The organism is Leucobacter sp. BZR 635 (assembly GCF_048061935.2).
In the GTDB taxonomy this organism is placed as follows: domain Bacteria; phylum Actinomycetota; class Actinomycetes; order Actinomycetales; family Microbacteriaceae; genus Leucobacter.
The window spans coordinates 67,683-83,094 of the sequence record NZ_JBLUNZ020000007.1; the positions used below are offsets into that span (position 1 = coordinate 67,683).

Genomic DNA, 15,412 nt, shown 5'->3' on the forward strand with positions numbered 1-15,412 from the left:
CGCCGCTTCTCAGGCAGGGGGCCTGTTCTGTCGGTACTGTTGTATTTCCGCGTGCACTGCGCACGCCTGTGTCCGTGCGCGTCGCGTACGAGATGTCGCCGTGCGCGCTATGCACGCGGTCTGCGAAGAAGAATGTGAGCCAAGTATGAGCGAGACTGCGGAGCGACGGCGTGGAGGCCTGATCGGCTTTATCCGTGACCTGTTCATCATTCTGATCGTCGCGTTTCTGATCTCCTTCCTGCTGAAGAGTTTTCTCGTTCGCAGCTTCTACATTCCCTCGAGTTCGATGGAGAACACGCTGCAGGTGAACGACCGGATCCTTGTGAACCAGCTCGTGCCGAACGTCGTTGACGTGAAGCGCGGCGATGTGGTGGTCTTCCAAGATCCCGGTGGCTGGCTGTACCCGAAGGCGATGGCGACGAAGCCGACGCCCGTGGAAAAGGTGCTGCAGGCAGTTGGCCTGGCGGCCGATACGACGCATGAGTACGTGGTGAAGCGCGTGATCGGCGTCGGCGGCGACAGGGTGACCTGCTGCGACGCGAACGGCCGGATCTCGGTCAACGGCGTGCCGCTTGATGAGCCCTACATTGTCATCCCGGAGGGCAAAACGAAGGCCTCCGATATCGACTTCGATGTCACCGTGCCCGAGGGTTCCGTCTGGGTGCTCGGTGACAACCGCTACGCGAGCAAGGACTCGCGGTACAACCAGGATCAGCCTGGCAAGGGCTTCGTCTCCGAAGACGAGATCGTTGGCCGCGCCTTCCTGCTGAACTGGCCGCTCGACCGCCTCGGCTGGATGGGCCGCCCTGATAGCACCTTCACCGGGGTTGACGAGGCTCGTGCCCAGTAACGCCACTGCGGCCAGCGGAGCAGCCCGCGCGGGGAGTGCCGCGGTGAGTAAGGATCCAACGCTCGAGACCGAATTCGCGTACTTCGCGAGCGGGCACGCGCTCGTGATCGGGCTCGACGAGGTGGGGCGCGGCGCGATCGCCGGGCCCGTCGCCGTCGGTGCGCAGGCGGTGATCGCGGGCGTCAGCGAGTTTCCTGAGGGGCTGCGCGACTCGAAGCTGTTGAGTGAGAAGAAACGCGAGGCGATCGCGCCGCTTGTCGACGCCTGGGGCACGGGCGCGGTCGGGTTTGCGAGCGCCGCCGAGATCGACGAGCGTGGCATCACGGCGATGCTGGGGGAGTCCGCGAGGCGCGCTCTGCTTGAGCTGCACACTGCGGGGGTCGCGGTGGATCGCGCGCTCATCATTCTCGACGGTTCGCACGACTGGCTGACTCCGGTGCTGCGTGCGCCGCTGAACGTGGTGACTCGCGTCGGGGCGGATCGCGCCTGCGCGAGCGTCGCCGGGGCGTCGGTGCGCGCGAAGGTAGCGCGGGACGCCGTGATGCGCGAGGCACACGAGGCACACCCGCACTATGCGTGGGCCTCGAACAAGGGGTACGGAGCGGCAGCGCACTATGCCGGGATCGCAGACCATGGCCTGACCGAGCTGCACCGCAAGACCTGGGTGAAGTAGCGCAAGACCTGGGTGAAGTAGCGCAAGACCTGGGTGAAGTAGCGCAAGACCTGGGTGAAGTAGCGCAAGACCTCGGTGGAGTCGCGCGCGAGGCGTGTGGCAGGTGGGGCCGCTGGGCCAAGCGGTAAGCTTGTGGGGTGAGTACACGCGCGATTTCTGCTGATGCTCCCATCGGGGTATTTGACTCGGGCGTTGGGGGCCTTACGGTCGCGCGCGCTATTCGGGATCAGCTGCCGAACGAGTCGATCCTCTACGCCGCCGACACCGCGCACACCCCGTACGGCCCGCGCCCGATCGCGGAGGTTCGCAGGCTCGCGCTTGAGATCCTCGATGGGCTCGTGGCATCGGGCGTGAAGATGCTCGTGATCGCCTGCAACACTGCCTCGGCCGCGGTGCTGCGTGACGCCTACGAGCGTTACGATGTGCCGGTCGTTGAGGTCATCGGCCCGACCGCCCGGAGCGCGCTGTCGATCACGCGCAGCGGCAGGATCGGCCTCATCGGCACCACCGCGACGATTGAGTCGGGTGCCTACGCTGAGCACTTTGCTGCCAGCCCGGAGGTGCGCCTCAGCGCGCAGGCGTGCCCGCGCTTCGTCGAGCTTGTCGAGGCGGGGCAGACGAGCGGCGACGAGACGTTGCGCGTCGCAGAGGAGTACCTGCGCCCGCTCGTTGCCGAGCAGATCGACACGCTCGTGCTCGGGTGCACGCACTACCCCTTCTTGCGCGGCGCGATTCGGCAGGTCGTCGGCCCCGACGTCGCGCTGGTTTCGAGCGATATCGAGACGGCAAACCTCGTCTTTGAGAAGCTCACTGAGCACGGGCTGCTGCGCGATCCCGCGGCGGGTCCGCCCACTGTCCGTTACGAGACCACCGGCGGTGACACGGCTGAGTTCGTGCGGCTCGCCCGGCGCATGCTCGGCATCGGCGGCGATTCGCTCGACGCAGTCGTCAACGGACACCCCACAGCCATCGATTTGATGCCCACCCCTTCGGAGGAAACATGACCGAGATCACCCGTGTTGACGGACGTACGCCGAGCGAAAAGCGCGAGGTAACGATCGAGCGCGGCTGGAGTGCGCAGGCCGAGGGCTCTGCGCTCATCTCCTTCGGGAACACGAAGGTGCTCTGCACCGCCTCGTTCACCCCCGGGGTTCCGCGCTGGCTCATGGGCAAGGGCACCGGCTGGGTGACCGCCGAGTACTCGATGCTGCCGCGCTCCACGAACGAGCGGATGCAGCGTGAGTCGGTGCGCGGAAAGATTGGCGGCCGCACGCACGAGATCTCGCGCCTCATCGGGCGTAGCCTGCGCGCGGTCATCGACACGAAGGCGCTCGGCGAGAACACTGTCGTCATCGACTGTGACGTGCTGCAGGCCGACGGCGGTACCCGTACCGCGTCGATCACCGGCGCCTACATTGCGCTCGCTGACGCGGTCGAGTGGGCGCGCAAGAACGGCCATATCGCGCGCAACGCGAAGCCGCTCACGGACACGGTTGCCGCGATCTCGGTCGGGATCGTCGACGGTGTGCCCCTCAGCGACCTGAACTACATCGAGGACTCGGGTGCCGAGACCGACATGAACGTTGTTGTGACCGGTGCCGGTGACTTCGTCGAGGTGCAGGGCACCGCCGAGGGCACCCCGTTCAACCGCGCGGAGCTCAACTCGCTGCTCGACCTTGCGCTCGTGAGCACCTCGGAGCTCACCGCGCTGCAGATCGCGGCGCTCGCAGAGTAGTCCTTCGCTTCACGCTCGGCTGGTACTGTCGGGCTCATTCGAACATCCTTGGAGTTACCCATGACACGAACGATTGTTCTCGCCTCTCACAACGCCAACAAGCTCGTCGAGCTGCGGGCCGTACTCGAGCCGCTCATTCCCGGGATCGAGCTCGTCGGCTACGACGGCCCCGAGCCCGTCGAGGACGGTCTGAGCTTTGAGGCGAACGCGTTGCTCAAGGCGCGCGCCGCGGCCGCGCATACGGGGCTTCCGGCGCTCGCGGACGACTCGGGAATCGCTGTCGACGTGCTCGGCGGCAGCCCAGGAATCTTCTCGGCCAGGTGGGGCGGGCTCGCGCGCAACGATCAGGCGAACGTGCAGCTCCTGCTCGAACAGCTCGCCGACATCGCGGAAGAACACCGCGCTGCCGGATTTGTCTGCGCCGCGGCGCTCGTCACGCCCGAGGGCGAAGAGGTCTGCGAGCTCGGAGTGTGGGCGGGATCGCTGCTCACCGCGCCCGTCGGGGAGAATGGCTTCGGCTACGATCCAATCTTCCAGCCTGCGGGGGAGCGGCGCTCGGCCGCAGAGATGCGCCCCGAAGAGAAGAACCTCGTCTCGCACCGCACCCGTGCGTTTACGCAGCTTGCGCCTGCGATTGCCGAGCTGCTCGGCGAATGACTCATCAGCGTTGATTCGGACTCGCGCGGAGGTGTGTAACGCCGTGCTCAAGCGTAAAGGTGGAACCCGTGACGATCCCTAGTGGCGGCCTCGTACGGCCTGACGTGACCGAGGCCGACGCGACCGCGATCGCGAGCGATCTTTACGGCGTCGACGTCGTGGCGCGCGAGCTCGGCAGCAACCAAGACCGCAACTTCGTGCTCGAGGCTGCCGACGGCAGCTGCACGGTGCTCCGCGTCGACCATCCCGTGTTCGAGGATGCCGCACGCGAGGCGCAGCACGCCGCGCTCGACGCGTACCGCGCAGCGGGCGTCTCGGTGCCCGCCGTGCTTCCGGGCACCGACGGGGAGCACGTGCAGCGCTGGGGCGAACTCGCCGTGCGACGCAGCGAGTTCATCGCGGGCGAGTCGCTCGTGAGCTGCGGCTATCTTGCTCCCGGCGTGATTGGTGAGTTTGGATCGCTCGCCGCGGCCTCCGTGAACGCGCTCGCGGGCCTGAGCCACGAGGGCCTCGAACGCGAGCACATGTGGGATATGCGGGGCGCGTACGCCCAGACCCTTGAGCTCGCTACCGCTATCACCGACGGGCCGCTGCGCGCCCGGGTGCTTGCAGCAGCGGAGGAGGCCGCGCGGCTGCTCGCAGCGGTTGCAGCGGAGCTTCCCGTGCAGGCGATCCACGGCGACCTCACCGACGACAACGTCATCGGGTTCCGGGGCGAGGACTCCCGGCTGCACCCGCACACCGTGCTCGATCTCGGAGACCTCTCCTACGGCTGGCGCATCGCCGAGCTCGCGGTCACGGCCGCGTCGCTGCTGCACCACGAGCCCGAGCGGCCGCTGCGCGCGCTCGGTGCGCTCGACGCGTTCCACGCCGCCGCTCCCGTGTCAGTGCCCGAGGCCCGCGCGCTCTGGCCCCTCGTCGTGCTGCGCGCCGCGCTCCTCGTCGCGAGCGGCTGGCGGCAGCTCGAGATCGACGGGGCGAACGAGTACGCCAGGGAACGGATCGCAGGGGAGCAGGCGATCTTTGATGCGGCCACCCGCTTCCCGCTCACCGAGATGACCGAGCAGGTGCTCGCCCGGCTCGGCTTCATCGGCGAGCCGACGGCGGACGGCGGGCTGCAGCTGCAGGCCTCGCCCGCGGTGCCTGCGCCAGAGGTTCCGGCCCAGGCCGCCACCTCGCATTCACCGCTGCGCGCGCTGCTCCCGGGCCTGCTCGGCGACGTGCGCGTGCTCGACCCCGGCGTCGAATCAGACGCGCTTGACGCGGGCAAGTGGCTGGGCGAAGACGCCGATGCTGAGCTCGCGGGCGCGGCCCTCTCCGGCGCCACCCCTGGGAGCGCGGCTCTCGCCGGGCGCGTGGGCGCCGCGGTCTTCCCGTACGGCGTCTACCGCCTCACGCGCACCGCGGTCGACGCGGCCGACAGCGCAGCGACCTGGCCGCTCGGCACTGAGATCTGGGTCGCGCCGGGCGCTGCCGCCGAGGTCACCACACCGCTTGCGGGCACCGTCGTCTCGGTGACGGGCCGCGGCCTGCTGCTCGACACAGGCGACGGCTGGTTCGCGTCGTTTGACGGGGCAGTGCCTGCGGTTGCTGCGGGCGCTCAGGTCGCCGCGGGCGATCCCGTCGCCACCCTCCCCGAGGCAGCGCGGGCACGCCAGATGTCACTCATGCTCTGCCGGGCGGACGCCGTGTCGGGGCTTGCCCCGGCGATCCTCTCGGTCACGCCGCCGGCCCCCGGCCGCGCGCAGTTCGTGGCACCCGAGCGGGTGGCTGCGTGGCGCAGGCTCACCCAGGATCCGGCACCGCTCCTCGGCCTGCCCTCGCTCGCCGAACGCGACGAGTCCGGCGACGAGCAGGAGCGCCGCGAGCGCATCTTCGCGAGCGCGCAGGAACGCTACTACGACACCCCCATGCAGATCGAGCGCGGCTGGCGGCACCACCTTGTCGACACGACGGGCCGCAGCTACGTCGACATGGTGAACAACGTCACCGGTCTCGGCCACGGCCACCCCGGCGTCGCGGATGCGATCAGCCGGCAGTCGCGGACCCTCAACACGAACTCCCGCTTCCTCTACCGCGAGCTCGCCGAGTACAGCGAGCGGCTGCTCGCGCTGCTGCCGGAGGGCACGGGCCTCGACACCGTGCTGCTCGTGAACAGCGGCTCGGAGGCTGTGGATCTTGCGCTGCGCCTCGCGCAGGCCGCGACCGGTCGCAAGACCGTCGTCGCGCTCCGCGAGGCCTATCACGGCTGGACGATGGCGAGCGATGCGGTGACGACGAGCGCATACGACAACCCATTCGCCCTCGAGAACCGACCCGACTGGGTGCACGTCGCCGACGTGCCGAACCGGTTCAGGGGAACGTACCGGGGCGAGGCCGGCGACGCGAAGGTGGGCGCGAGCTACGCGGCGGATCTCGGCAACGACCTCGCCAGGCTCGCCGCCGAGGGCCGCGAGGTCGCCGCGTTCATCTGCGAGTCGGTGCTCGGCAACGCGGGCGGCGTGCTGCTGCCCGACGGCTACCTCACCGACGCCTACGCGCGCGTCCGCACGGCGGGCGGTCTCTGCATCGCCGACGAAGTGCAGGTTGGCTTCGGCCGCATGGGCTCCTCGTTCTGGGGCTTCGAGCAGTCCGGCGTCGTGCCAGACATCATTTCGATCGCGAAGCCGATGGGCAACGGCTTCCCGCTCGGCGGCGTGATCACGACGAAGGAGATCGCCGACGCGCTCGCGAGCCAGGGCCAGTTCTTCTCCTCAGCGGGCGGCAACCCGCTGTCGTGCCGGGTCGGCATCGCGGTGCTCGACGCGATGCGCGACGAGCGACTGCAGGAGAACGCGGCCCTCGTTGGCGCGCGGCTCACGGAGGGTTTCCGTGAGCTCGCCGAGCGGCACGAGATTGTCGGCCCGATCCACGGTGAGGGGCTCTACCTCGGGGTCGAACTCGTGCGCGATCGCGAGACGCTCGCCCCCGCAACGGCCGAGGCCGCAGCGATCTGCGAGCGGCTGCGCGAACTCGGCGTCGTCGTGCTCACCACCTCCGAACGATCGAACGTGCTCAAGGTGAAGCCGCCGCTGACGCTCAGCGCGGAGAGCGCCGACTTCATGGTCGCGCAGCTCGACCGGGTGCTCACCGAGGGCTGGTAGCGGGGCGCGGTTCGCCTGGCTAGTCGTGCTTCGCGGCCGGCCCTGGGTGCCGCCGAAGCGGCTGCTCCCTGAGCCACGCCTCCGTCTCAGCGGGGGAGACGAGCCGCCTGCGGGCGACCTGCCACGGATAGTCGAGCCAGATCGCGAGCTGCGCCCGCGGCTCGAGGATCGCGCCGGCCCCCTTGCTCGTGTACTGCCACTCGGTCACCCAGCGATCGCTCGCCGCAAACTCGGCGACATCGTCGAGGAACTCGGGCCGCGGGCTCCAGCCGGGCCCGTGGTACAGGCCGTCGAGTTCGACGTGCGTGAGCCCTCAGCGCTCCGCGAGCCTGCGGGCGAGTGTGGTCTTGCCTGAACCCGTGAGGCCCGCGATGAGCACGCGGTCGGGCACGAGAGCGCTCGCCCGCGCGGGCTGCGGTGGATCCGTGGGCGCGACGGCGGTCATAGGGGTAAGTATCCCAGGCGTGCCCGCTACAGCCCGAGGATGGTGCGCGCGATGAGGAAGTAGATGATGAGCCCGCTCGCGTCAACGAACGTCGAGATGAATGGGTTCGAGAACACGGCCGGGTCGACCTTCACCGCGCGCGCGAGCAGCGGCATGCAGCCGCCGACCGCCGCCGCGAGGGTACACACTGCGAGCAGCGTCAGCCCGATGACGAGCCCAATCTCGACCGAGAACGCAACGCCCGCGATCGCGAAGCCGAGCGTGCCGAGCAGCAGCCCGAGCATCGCGCCCGTGCGCAGCTCACGGGTGAGCACTCGCCAGAAGTCGCGCGACCCCACGTCGCCGAGCGCGAGGGCGCGCGTGACGGTCGTCGCCGCCTGGTTGCCGGTGTTGCCGCCCGTGCCGATGAGTAGCGGCACGAAGAGCGCAAGCACAGTGACCTGCTCGATCGTCGCCTCAAACACCGACAGCACCTGCACGGTGAGCGTCGCGCCAACCGCGAGCACGAGCAGCCAGATCACGCGCGAGCGCACGAGCGCGCCGACCGGGGTCGAGAGATACGGGCGGCGGAGCGGCTCGGTGCCGCCCTGACGCGCGGCGTCCTCGCTCTCCTCGTGCTCGAGGATGCGGATCGCGTCATCGATCGTGAGCATACCCACGAGGCGATCCTCCCGATCCACGATCGGGAGCGCGAGCAGCGCGCGGTCCGCACAGCGCCTGGCGGCCTGCTCAGCGTCCTCGATCGCGCCAGCCGTGTGCACCGGGTTCATGATGTCGGCGATGACGAGTGCGCCGTCGGCCGCGAGCAGCTCGCGCAGGCTCACGACGCCGACAACGTGGCGTGAATCATCGAGTACTGGGATCGTGTACACGGTCTCGGCGTCGTCGAGCCGCTCGCGGAGCCGATCCATCGTCTCCGCGACCGTGAAGCTCGCCCGCGTCGACACATACTCGAGCGACATGCGCCGGCCCACGCTGCCCTGCGGGTAACCGAGCAGCGCAGAGGTGAGCACGCGCTCCTGCTCCGGGAGGCCGCGCAGCAGCCTGGTCGCGAGCGCCGCGGGCACCTCGTCGAGCAGCCAGAGCCGATCGTCGTGGTCGAGGTCGCTGAAGAGCTGCGCGACCTCCGCGTCCTGCAGGCCGTGGAGGAGGTCGCTTTGCAAAGCGGGATCGAGGATCTCGAAGACCTCCGCCGCCCGATCTTTCGGGAGCAGTCGGTACATCACCGCGCGCTGCTTGCCGCTCAACCGCTCGAACACCGGGATGATGTCGGGCGCGAGCACCGGACTCAGCTCGCGCGTGATCGCACTGAGGTCGCGGGCAGCGTACAGCTGGGTGATGCTGTCGACGAGTTCGTCCTGCGTCTTCGTCTGCTGGATCGCTACCGGCTGGGCGGGTGCGGTTGGCTCGGTGTGTGCGGGTGGCATGGTCATGGCGTCGCTCCTTCGCCGTGGGGCGCGCACGCGGCTGAGCTGCGCACGCAAAACAGAATGCGGGCGCGATGCGAGTGCGGCGCCCGAGAGGGAGCCGGACGGCGAGTGAGCCGCTACGCCGTGGGGTGCGCGAAGCGGGCGAACACGAGATCCGGCCGAGGACTACAACTGTCACTGGTCACGGATATCACCTCACTTCGGTCGAACGCACGGGGTGGCAGCTACGAGACTGCACGCAGGTACTGTACCAGCGCTAGAGCGCGCACGACAAAACTGCCTCTTCCGAATTGTGGGTGTCGCAGGTCGGCGTGACTGCGGCGCGAGGGACTCCTGGTCATTCTGCGCCAAAATGCCCGCGAAAATCGCGGGAGGGTGGCGCAAACTGACCAGGAGTCTGCTGGGCTGGGCCGGAGCGGAGTCGCGCCGGAGCGGAGTCGCGCTGGAACCGGAGCGGAGCGGCGCCCCACCCGCTACGCGTCCTTGCGGCGCTCGCGCACGTAGAGCTGGCGGCGCACGTTCGCAACGAGCGAGCCGTCTTCCGCGGTGATCGGGATCTCAAACCACCGCAGCACCTTCTTGCCACCCTCGGCGGCCTGCCGCAGCTCGGCGACGGTCTCCGGCGGCATCTCGATGGTCGCGTGCACCGAGCTCACACCCGGGGCGATGAACTCGATCTCGGCGGCCTTGTCCCACACGACGTAGTCGCCTCCGAGCTGATTCACCGACAGGATCACGAGAAACGGGTCGAGCATCGAGAACAGCGAGCCCCCGAACGCAGTTCCCATGTAGTTCGCGTTCTCTTCGGTGATGTCCATGCGAATCACCGCGCGTGTGAAGTCGTCGGCGAGCTCGACGACCTTCACCCCCTGGGTCGCAAGCGTCGGCCAACTGTTAAACCCCTCCGCGTGCGCTGCTGCGTCCGTGCCCCAGAGATCGATGCCGCTCATTGTGACTCCTTCGTCTTGCTGATAGCTGTCGAATACCTACTTAACACGAGATTTCGGCCAGGCGTGCGGTCTTTGTCGCCGATCGCAAGCTTTTCACCCCCGTTCGAGGTGACCGGAGTGCGAGTCGTGCATGGCGGCGGGCCGCGGAAGTATCCTGGTGCGGTGACAGCACTCATCTGGTTCCGCGACGACCTTCGGCTCGCCGATCACCCAGCGCTCTGCGCGGGGGCGGAGGATCCCGGCGGGATCATCGCCCTCTACGTGCTCGACGAGGAGTCCGCAGAATCCCGGCCGCTCGGGGGCGCAGCCCGCTGGTGGCTGCACGAGTCACTCGCGAGCCTGCGCGCGGGCCTCGCAGCGCGCGGGGTCCCGCTGATTCTCCGGCGCGGGCCCGCGGAGCAGGTCGTCACCGATGTCGCGCTCGAGTGCGCGGTGGATCGGGTGCTCTGGAACCGCCGCTACGGCACCGAACGGCATCTCGACGCACGCCTGAAGGCGGGGCTGCGCGGGCGGGGGATCGCGGCGCACTCATTCCACGGGGGCCTCCTCTTCGAACCGGGAACAGTCGCCACCGCGACCGGTACCCCGTACCGCGTGTACACCCCGTTCTGGCGTGCCTGCCTCGCGCAGCCCGCGCCCGCCGCGCCGGTGCCGGTACCCGAAACGCTCACGCCTGCCGCGCACCAGCCCGCGAGCGACAGCCTCGACAGCTGGGAGCTGCAGTCGACTACGCCTGACTGGGCTGGCGGACTGGCCGCCCGCTGGACCCCCGGCGAGCAGACCGCGCTTGCCCACCTCGACCGCTTCCTCGAAGAGCGCGCACCCGAGTATCGAGCGCGCAGGGACTTCCCGGCAGTAGACGTTGGGTCGGAGCTCTCACCGTATCTCCGGTGGGGCGAGATCAGTCCCCGCACCGTCTGGCACACGGCGCTCGCTGCGGCCACGGAGACCGGCGTCGACGTCGGAATGTTCCTCTCCGAGCTCGGCTGGCGCGAGTTCGCGTGGCACACGCTGTTTCATCACTCCGGCCTCGACGCCGCCGGTGAAGCCGCGCCTGGTCTGCACGAGCGTGGCCTCAACCCGCAGTTCGACGGATTCCCTTGGCGACGGCCCGCGGGCGGCGAGCTTGCGGGCGGCGAGCCCGGGCGAGCCTACACCCGTGAGCTCACCGCCTGGCAGCGCGGCGAGACCGGCTTTGGCGTGGTCGACGCGGGCATGCGAGAGCTGTGGCAGAGCGGCTTCATGCACAACCGGGTGCGCATGGTCACCGCGTCGTTCCTCACGAAGAACCTGCTCACCGACTGGCGCGTCGGCGAGGCCTGGTTCTGGGACACGCTCGTTGACGCCGACGCCGCGAGCAACCCGTTCAACTGGCAGTGGGTCGCTGGCTGCGGGGTCGATGCGGCACCGTACTTCAGGGTCTTCAACCCGGAGACGCAGCAGAAAAAGTTCGATCCCGAGGGGCGCTACGTCGACCGGTGGGCCCCGGACTCGGTGATGCTGCCGCAGCTCGTCGACCTCCGCGAGACGCGAGTGCGGGCGCTCGCCGCCTACGAATCGATCAAGCTCGCCCCGCGCGAGCGCGGTGAAGGCGGGGCTGGTTAGCTCGCGAGCACCGCGGCCACCGCGGCGGCGACCGTCGGGTGCTCGAACTCGAAGCCCGAGTCCCGCAGCGCCGCTGGCACGACCCTGGTATCGCTGAGCAGGAGCGAGTCGGCGGCGTCCCGCCCGAGTACGATCCGCAGCGCCCACTTGGGTGCCGGCACGAGGTAGGGCCTGCGAAGCTCCGCGGCGATCGCGCGGCCGATGTCGTTCGCGCTCGCGGCCTCCGGGCCGGTGAGGTTGACGGGCCCGGTGAGCTCCCGGTCAATGACGTGGCGGATCGCCCGCACCTCGTCGGGCAGCGAGATCCACGGCCAGATCTGCCGCCCGCCGCCGAGCGGCCCGCTTACGCCGAGACGGGTGAGGAGCATGAGGGGCTTGAGCACGCCCTGCGGGTGCAGGATCGGTGCCGTGCGCAGCAGCGCGACCCGTGCGGTGGGGCCGGCCTCGAGCGCGGCGGCCTCCCAATCGACGCTGAGTTCGGCAAGGAAGGTGTCTCCCGGCACGTCGGTTTCGGTCAGGCGCTCGGCCGGTCGGTCTCCGTAGAAGCCGACCGCGGAGGCCGAGACGAAGTGCGGTGCATCGTCGCCGAGCTCGCGGATCGCGCCGGCGAGCGTACGCGTGGAAGTGAGCCGTGAGTCGATGAGTTGTTGTCGATAGTCCTTCGTCCACGGCAGCTTGCCGATGCTCGCCCCGTTGAGGTTCACGACGGCCCGGGCTCCGGCCAGCACTGCGGGATCGAGCGGGCGCTCGGGGTCCCACTGCACCTCGCCTGTCGCGCGGGGCGTGTGCCTCACGAGCCGCACGACCTCGATGTCGTCCGCGCGGAGCGAGCGCACGAGTGCCCCGCCGACCAGCCCTGAGGAGCCGGAAATTACGATGCTGCCTGAGCTCATGTGCTGCCCCCGTGCTGCCGAACTGCGGACGATGATGTCTCCACACTAGGGCAGTAAGCCGGGAGACGGGAGGGGTGCTTGCCTATTCCTTGTTGGTGTGCTGGGCAGAGCCGGGCGGGTGGATCGCGGCAAGTTCGGTGAGTGCGGCGACGTGTGCGCGGAAGGCGCGGCGCCCCTGCGGCGTGAGCCGCACCCACACGCGGCTTCGGCCCCCGCGGATCGCCCGCCGCTGGCCCGTGTAGTCGGCATCGCTCAGCGCGGCGAGCTGCTTGCTCAGCGCCGAGTCAGAGACACCGAGCAGCTCGCGCAGCGCGCCGAACTCCTCCTCGGTCACGGGGTCGAGCAGCGCGCAGATCCGCAGGCGGGGGAGCGGGTGGATCACCGGGTCGAGCGATGCTCCCGGCAGCGCTCCTGCGTCAGTTCCCGCCACGGCTCGCCCGCCTCGCCCAGGAGCGGTCCATCGCGCGTCCGCCGAACGAGGCGAACAGGAACAGGAGGATTGCTGCGGTGACTGGGAGCCACCACCAGCCGTGCTCGGCGTAGAGTGCGTTGCTGAGCCCGCCGATGATGCCGCCGATCAGCGCGAACCCGATGAGCGTGAGTTTCATGCCGCCGGAGAGGCGGATCTTGCGCACCGCGGTCGGCTGCTTCCACGCCGCAAACGCGGCGATACCGAGCAAGAGGATCACGGGGATGATGTACTGGAGGATCTCGGGCCAGCTGCGCATGTACGGGATGAGTGCGAACACCGCGAGCATGAGGCCGAGCATCGTCCAGTAGCGCTTGGGGCGCTGGAGCCGCTCGGCGTTGAGCTGTCTCGTGGCTTCGAGAGCGGTCAGCGATTCGGCGGGAGCAGGCTCTTTTTCCATGCTGGAAAGTCTACGCCTGAGTTTCCTCTTTGGAAAGAGACAGTGTCGCGGCCCGCAGCCGCAGCGCGCCGATGAAGCCAACCGCAAGGAAAGCTGCGGCGATGAGAATCGCCCACCGGCTTGCGTCGGCGAACCCCGAAGCGAGCGCATCGAGCACCGCGCCCGTGTGGTCCCCGAGCGGGCTCGCATCCCCCTGCGCCCGCAGCTGAGAGATGGTCGTGCCCGCCGTCTGCCTGGTCTGCTCCGCGAGCTGCGCCGCCGTCTCGCCGTCGATTCCGAGCCCGGCGCCGCTGCCGCTTCCCGCCCCGGCGGCGTCGAGGGCGCGCGGTAGCGAGAACGCGAGGCCGACCGAGAGCGCTGCGCCGCCGAACGCGGTGCCGAGTGCCGAGCCGATCTGTCTGACGGTGCTCTGGGTCGCTGATGCCTGGCCGGACGCGCCGACGGGAACATCGCGCAGCACGGTCCCGGTGAGCTGCGCCGAGGCGAGCCCGAGCCCGAGTCCGTACACGGTGAGGGGGATCGCGATGAGCCACGCGGGGGTGTCGCCGCCGAGCAGCAGCGCGAGCGCAACTGCGCCAAGCACTTCGAGGCCGAGCCCGATGAGTACGGTGCCGGGGGCGCCGAACTTCGCGGCGAGGTGGCGCGATGCCGCCCCGGAGGCGAAGGCGCCGACCGCCATCGCTGCAAGCGTGAGGCCCGCGCCCATGACGCCGATCCCGAGCGCGCTAATGAGGTACAGCGGCAGCACAAAGATAATGGCGAACTCGCCGACGGCAACCATTGCCGCGGTGATGTTTCCCCAGGAGAACGTCGAGAATGTGAAGAGTTCGAGGTCGAGCAGGGCGGAGCGGCGTACGCGCTCGCGGTGCCGCTCCCAAAAGACGAAACCGATGATTGCGGCCGCGGCGATGAGTAGTGCAATGGCCGCGATGGAGACCGGGGCGGTGGATCGCCAGGTCCAGCCGAACAGCGTGAAGTCTTCGTGCTGACGCAACCAGCCTATCTCGGGGCCCTCAATGATGGCAAACACGAGCGCCCCAAACCCGATCGCGCTGAGCAGCGCCCCGTCAACGTCAGCACCAGGCCGCGACTTCTCGCCCTTGGTCTCTGGCACGACGATGAGTGCCGCGATGACGACAGCGGCGCCGACGGGAAGATTGACGAGGAAGATCCAATGCCACGACAGCGCCTGCGTGAGCGCGCCGCCGGCGAGCGGGCCGACCGCGGCCGCTCCCGAGATGACCGCGCCCCAGACGCCGAACGCCGCCGCACGATACTTGCCGCGGAAGACCGCGTTCACGGTCGACAGCGTCGACGGCATGATGAGCGCGGCACCGACGGCCTGCACCGCCCGCGCCCCGATAAGCGCCGCGGCCCCGCCGGCCGCCGCCGCGAGCAGACTCCCGGCGATGAACACGGCGATGCCGGCAATGAACAAGCGCTTTCGGCCCAGCCGGTCAGCAAGCTTGCCTGTCGAGAGCAGCAGCGCGGCGAGCAGCACCGCGTAGACGCTGTTCACCCACTGCGCGTCGGCGAGGCTCAGCGACAGGTCCGCGATGATCGACGGCAGCGCGACCCCAACGATCGTGCCGTCGAGCACAATGAGGCCGAGCCCGAGCGAGAGGACCGCGAGGGCGGCCCAATCGCTCCTGCTCGGGGCCGGCGAGTCACGATGCGTCAGAGTTGACATGGCTGCAGCCTACGTCGCTGTCGCAGGTTACGCCGCAGTGACCGCTGGCGTGGGCTGCTTGGAAACCGCGCGACGGAGCGCGATGAAGAGCACGATCATGCCGGCAGTGAGGAACATGTGGCCGAGGCCGGCGATCCCCGAGATCATCTTCGTGGATTCCTCGCCGAGCACGGTGAGGCTGCCGTGCCAGATGAGCATTGCCGAGGTGAGCACAACGCCCGCGTTGTAGAGCCAGAAGAACCAGGCGAACAGCTTCGGGCTCGCTGAGATCGTGAACACCTTCTCGAGTCCGAGCACGATGAGGAGCACGATGAACCCGAGCGTGAGCAGGTGCGTGTGTGCGAGCCCGAGCTGGGTGAACTGCCCCTCCGGGAAATCGTTGAGCTTGGTGAACTCGCGGTAGAAGAGGCCCGAGGCGACCCCAACGAGCATGTAGATGAACGAGGCGTTGAGCAGTTTCTTCATGATGGTG

16 protein-coding genes are annotated in these 15,412 nt (G+C 69.0%); 7 read left to right on the forward strand and 9 right to left on the reverse strand.

Annotated features, from left to right (window positions below):
* Positions 1-145: 145 nt before the first annotated feature.
* From lepB to ACI1US_RS01545, 6 genes are all read left to right on the forward strand, one after another.
* Complete coding sequence (gene lepB, locus ACI1US_RS01520; RefSeq protein WP_416549698.1) at positions 146-850, forward strand: signal peptidase I; 705 nt, start codon at positions 146-148, stop codon at positions 848-850.
* A gap of 43 nt (positions 851-893) precedes the next feature.
* Positions 894-1,523, forward strand: coding sequence for a ribonuclease HII (locus ACI1US_RS01525; protein WP_416549697.1), 630 nt, complete (start codon positions 894-896; stop codon positions 1,521-1,523).
* Between the two features lie 137 nt (positions 1,524-1,660).
* Positions 1,661-2,527, forward strand: coding sequence for a glutamate racemase (gene murI, locus ACI1US_RS01530; protein WP_416549696.1), 867 nt, complete (start codon positions 1,661-1,663; stop codon positions 2,525-2,527).
* Entirely contained in the window at positions 2,524-3,258 is a 735-nt protein-coding gene (gene rph / locus ACI1US_RS01535) for a ribonuclease PH (protein ID WP_416549695.1), read from the forward strand. Before murI ends, rph begins: the two co-directional genes overlap by 4 nt.
* Positions 3,259-3,318: 60 nt before the next feature.
* Positions 3,319-3,915 carry an RdgB/HAM1 family non-canonical purine NTP pyrophosphatase gene (gene rdgB / locus ACI1US_RS01540; protein WP_416549694.1) on the forward strand — a complete coding sequence of 199 codons (597 nt, stop codon included), beginning with the start codon at positions 3,319-3,321 and terminating at the stop codon, positions 3,913-3,915.
* Between the two features lie 68 nt (positions 3,916-3,983).
* A complete protein-coding gene (locus ACI1US_RS01545) occupies positions 3,984-7,058 on the forward strand; it encodes an aminotransferase (protein ID WP_461637592.1) in 3,075 nt (1,024 codons plus the stop codon).
* Positions 7,059-7,077: 19 nt separating this feature from the next.
* Here the strand turns inward: ACI1US_RS01545 and ACI1US_RS01550 are convergent, their stop codons facing one another.
* From ACI1US_RS01550 to ACI1US_RS01565, 4 genes are all read right to left on the reverse strand, one after another.
* A complete protein-coding gene (locus ACI1US_RS01550) occupies positions 7,078-7,266 on the reverse strand; it encodes a hypothetical protein (protein WP_416549691.1) in 189 nt (62 codons plus the stop codon).
* Positions 7,267-7,371: 105 nt separating this feature from the next.
* Positions 7,372-7,503: a hypothetical protein gene (locus ACI1US_RS01555; protein ID WP_461637594.1), complete on the reverse strand. Its 132-nt coding sequence runs from the start codon at positions 7,501-7,503 to the stop codon at positions 7,372-7,374.
* A gap of 26 nt (positions 7,504-7,529) precedes the next feature.
* Positions 7,530-8,930 carry a magnesium transporter gene (mgtE, locus tag ACI1US_RS01560; protein ID WP_416549690.1) on the reverse strand — a complete coding sequence of 467 codons (1,401 nt, stop codon included), beginning with the start codon at positions 8,928-8,930 and terminating at the stop codon, positions 7,530-7,532.
* A 476-nt stretch (positions 8,931-9,406) separates the two neighbouring features.
* Positions 9,407-9,883 (reverse strand): PaaI family thioesterase, encoded by a 477-nt coding sequence (locus ACI1US_RS01565; RefSeq protein WP_461637596.1) that lies wholly within the window; start codon positions 9,881-9,883, stop codon positions 9,407-9,409.
* Between the two features lie 162 nt (positions 9,884-10,045).
* Between ACI1US_RS01565 and ACI1US_RS01570 the strand changes: the two genes are divergently transcribed.
* Entirely contained in the window at positions 10,046-11,488 is a 1,443-nt protein-coding gene (locus ACI1US_RS01570) for a cryptochrome/photolyase family protein (protein WP_461637598.1), read from the forward strand.
* On the opposite strand, the gene ACI1US_RS01575 is transcribed toward ACI1US_RS01570, so the two are convergent.
* The 5 genes from ACI1US_RS01575 to ACI1US_RS01595 form a co-directional block, all read right to left on the reverse strand.
* A complete protein-coding gene (locus tag ACI1US_RS01575) occupies positions 11,485-12,381 on the reverse strand; it encodes a TIGR01777 family oxidoreductase (RefSeq protein ID WP_461637600.1) in 897 nt (298 codons plus the stop codon). The genes ACI1US_RS01570 and ACI1US_RS01575 overlap by 4 nt on opposite strands.
* An 82-nt stretch (positions 12,382-12,463) precedes the next feature.
* A complete protein-coding gene (locus tag ACI1US_RS01580) occupies positions 12,464-12,811 on the reverse strand; it encodes a transcriptional regulator (RefSeq protein WP_461637602.1) in 348 nt (115 codons plus the stop codon).
* Complete coding sequence (locus ACI1US_RS01585; RefSeq protein ID WP_461637604.1) at positions 12,798-13,250, reverse strand: hypothetical protein; 453 nt, start codon at positions 13,248-13,250, stop codon at positions 12,798-12,800. Before ACI1US_RS01585 ends, ACI1US_RS01580 begins: the two co-directional genes overlap by 14 nt.
* 10 nt (positions 13,251-13,260) lie before the next feature.
* Positions 13,261-14,940, reverse strand: coding sequence for an MFS transporter (locus tag ACI1US_RS01590; protein ID WP_461637606.1), 1,680 nt, complete (start codon positions 14,938-14,940; stop codon positions 13,261-13,263).
* 27 nt (positions 14,941-14,967) lie between these two features.
* Complete coding sequence (locus ACI1US_RS01595) at positions 14,968-15,405, reverse strand: DUF2871 domain-containing protein (RefSeq protein WP_461637608.1); 438 nt, start codon at positions 15,403-15,405, stop codon at positions 14,968-14,970.
* Positions 15,406-15,412 lie beyond the last annotated feature (7 nt).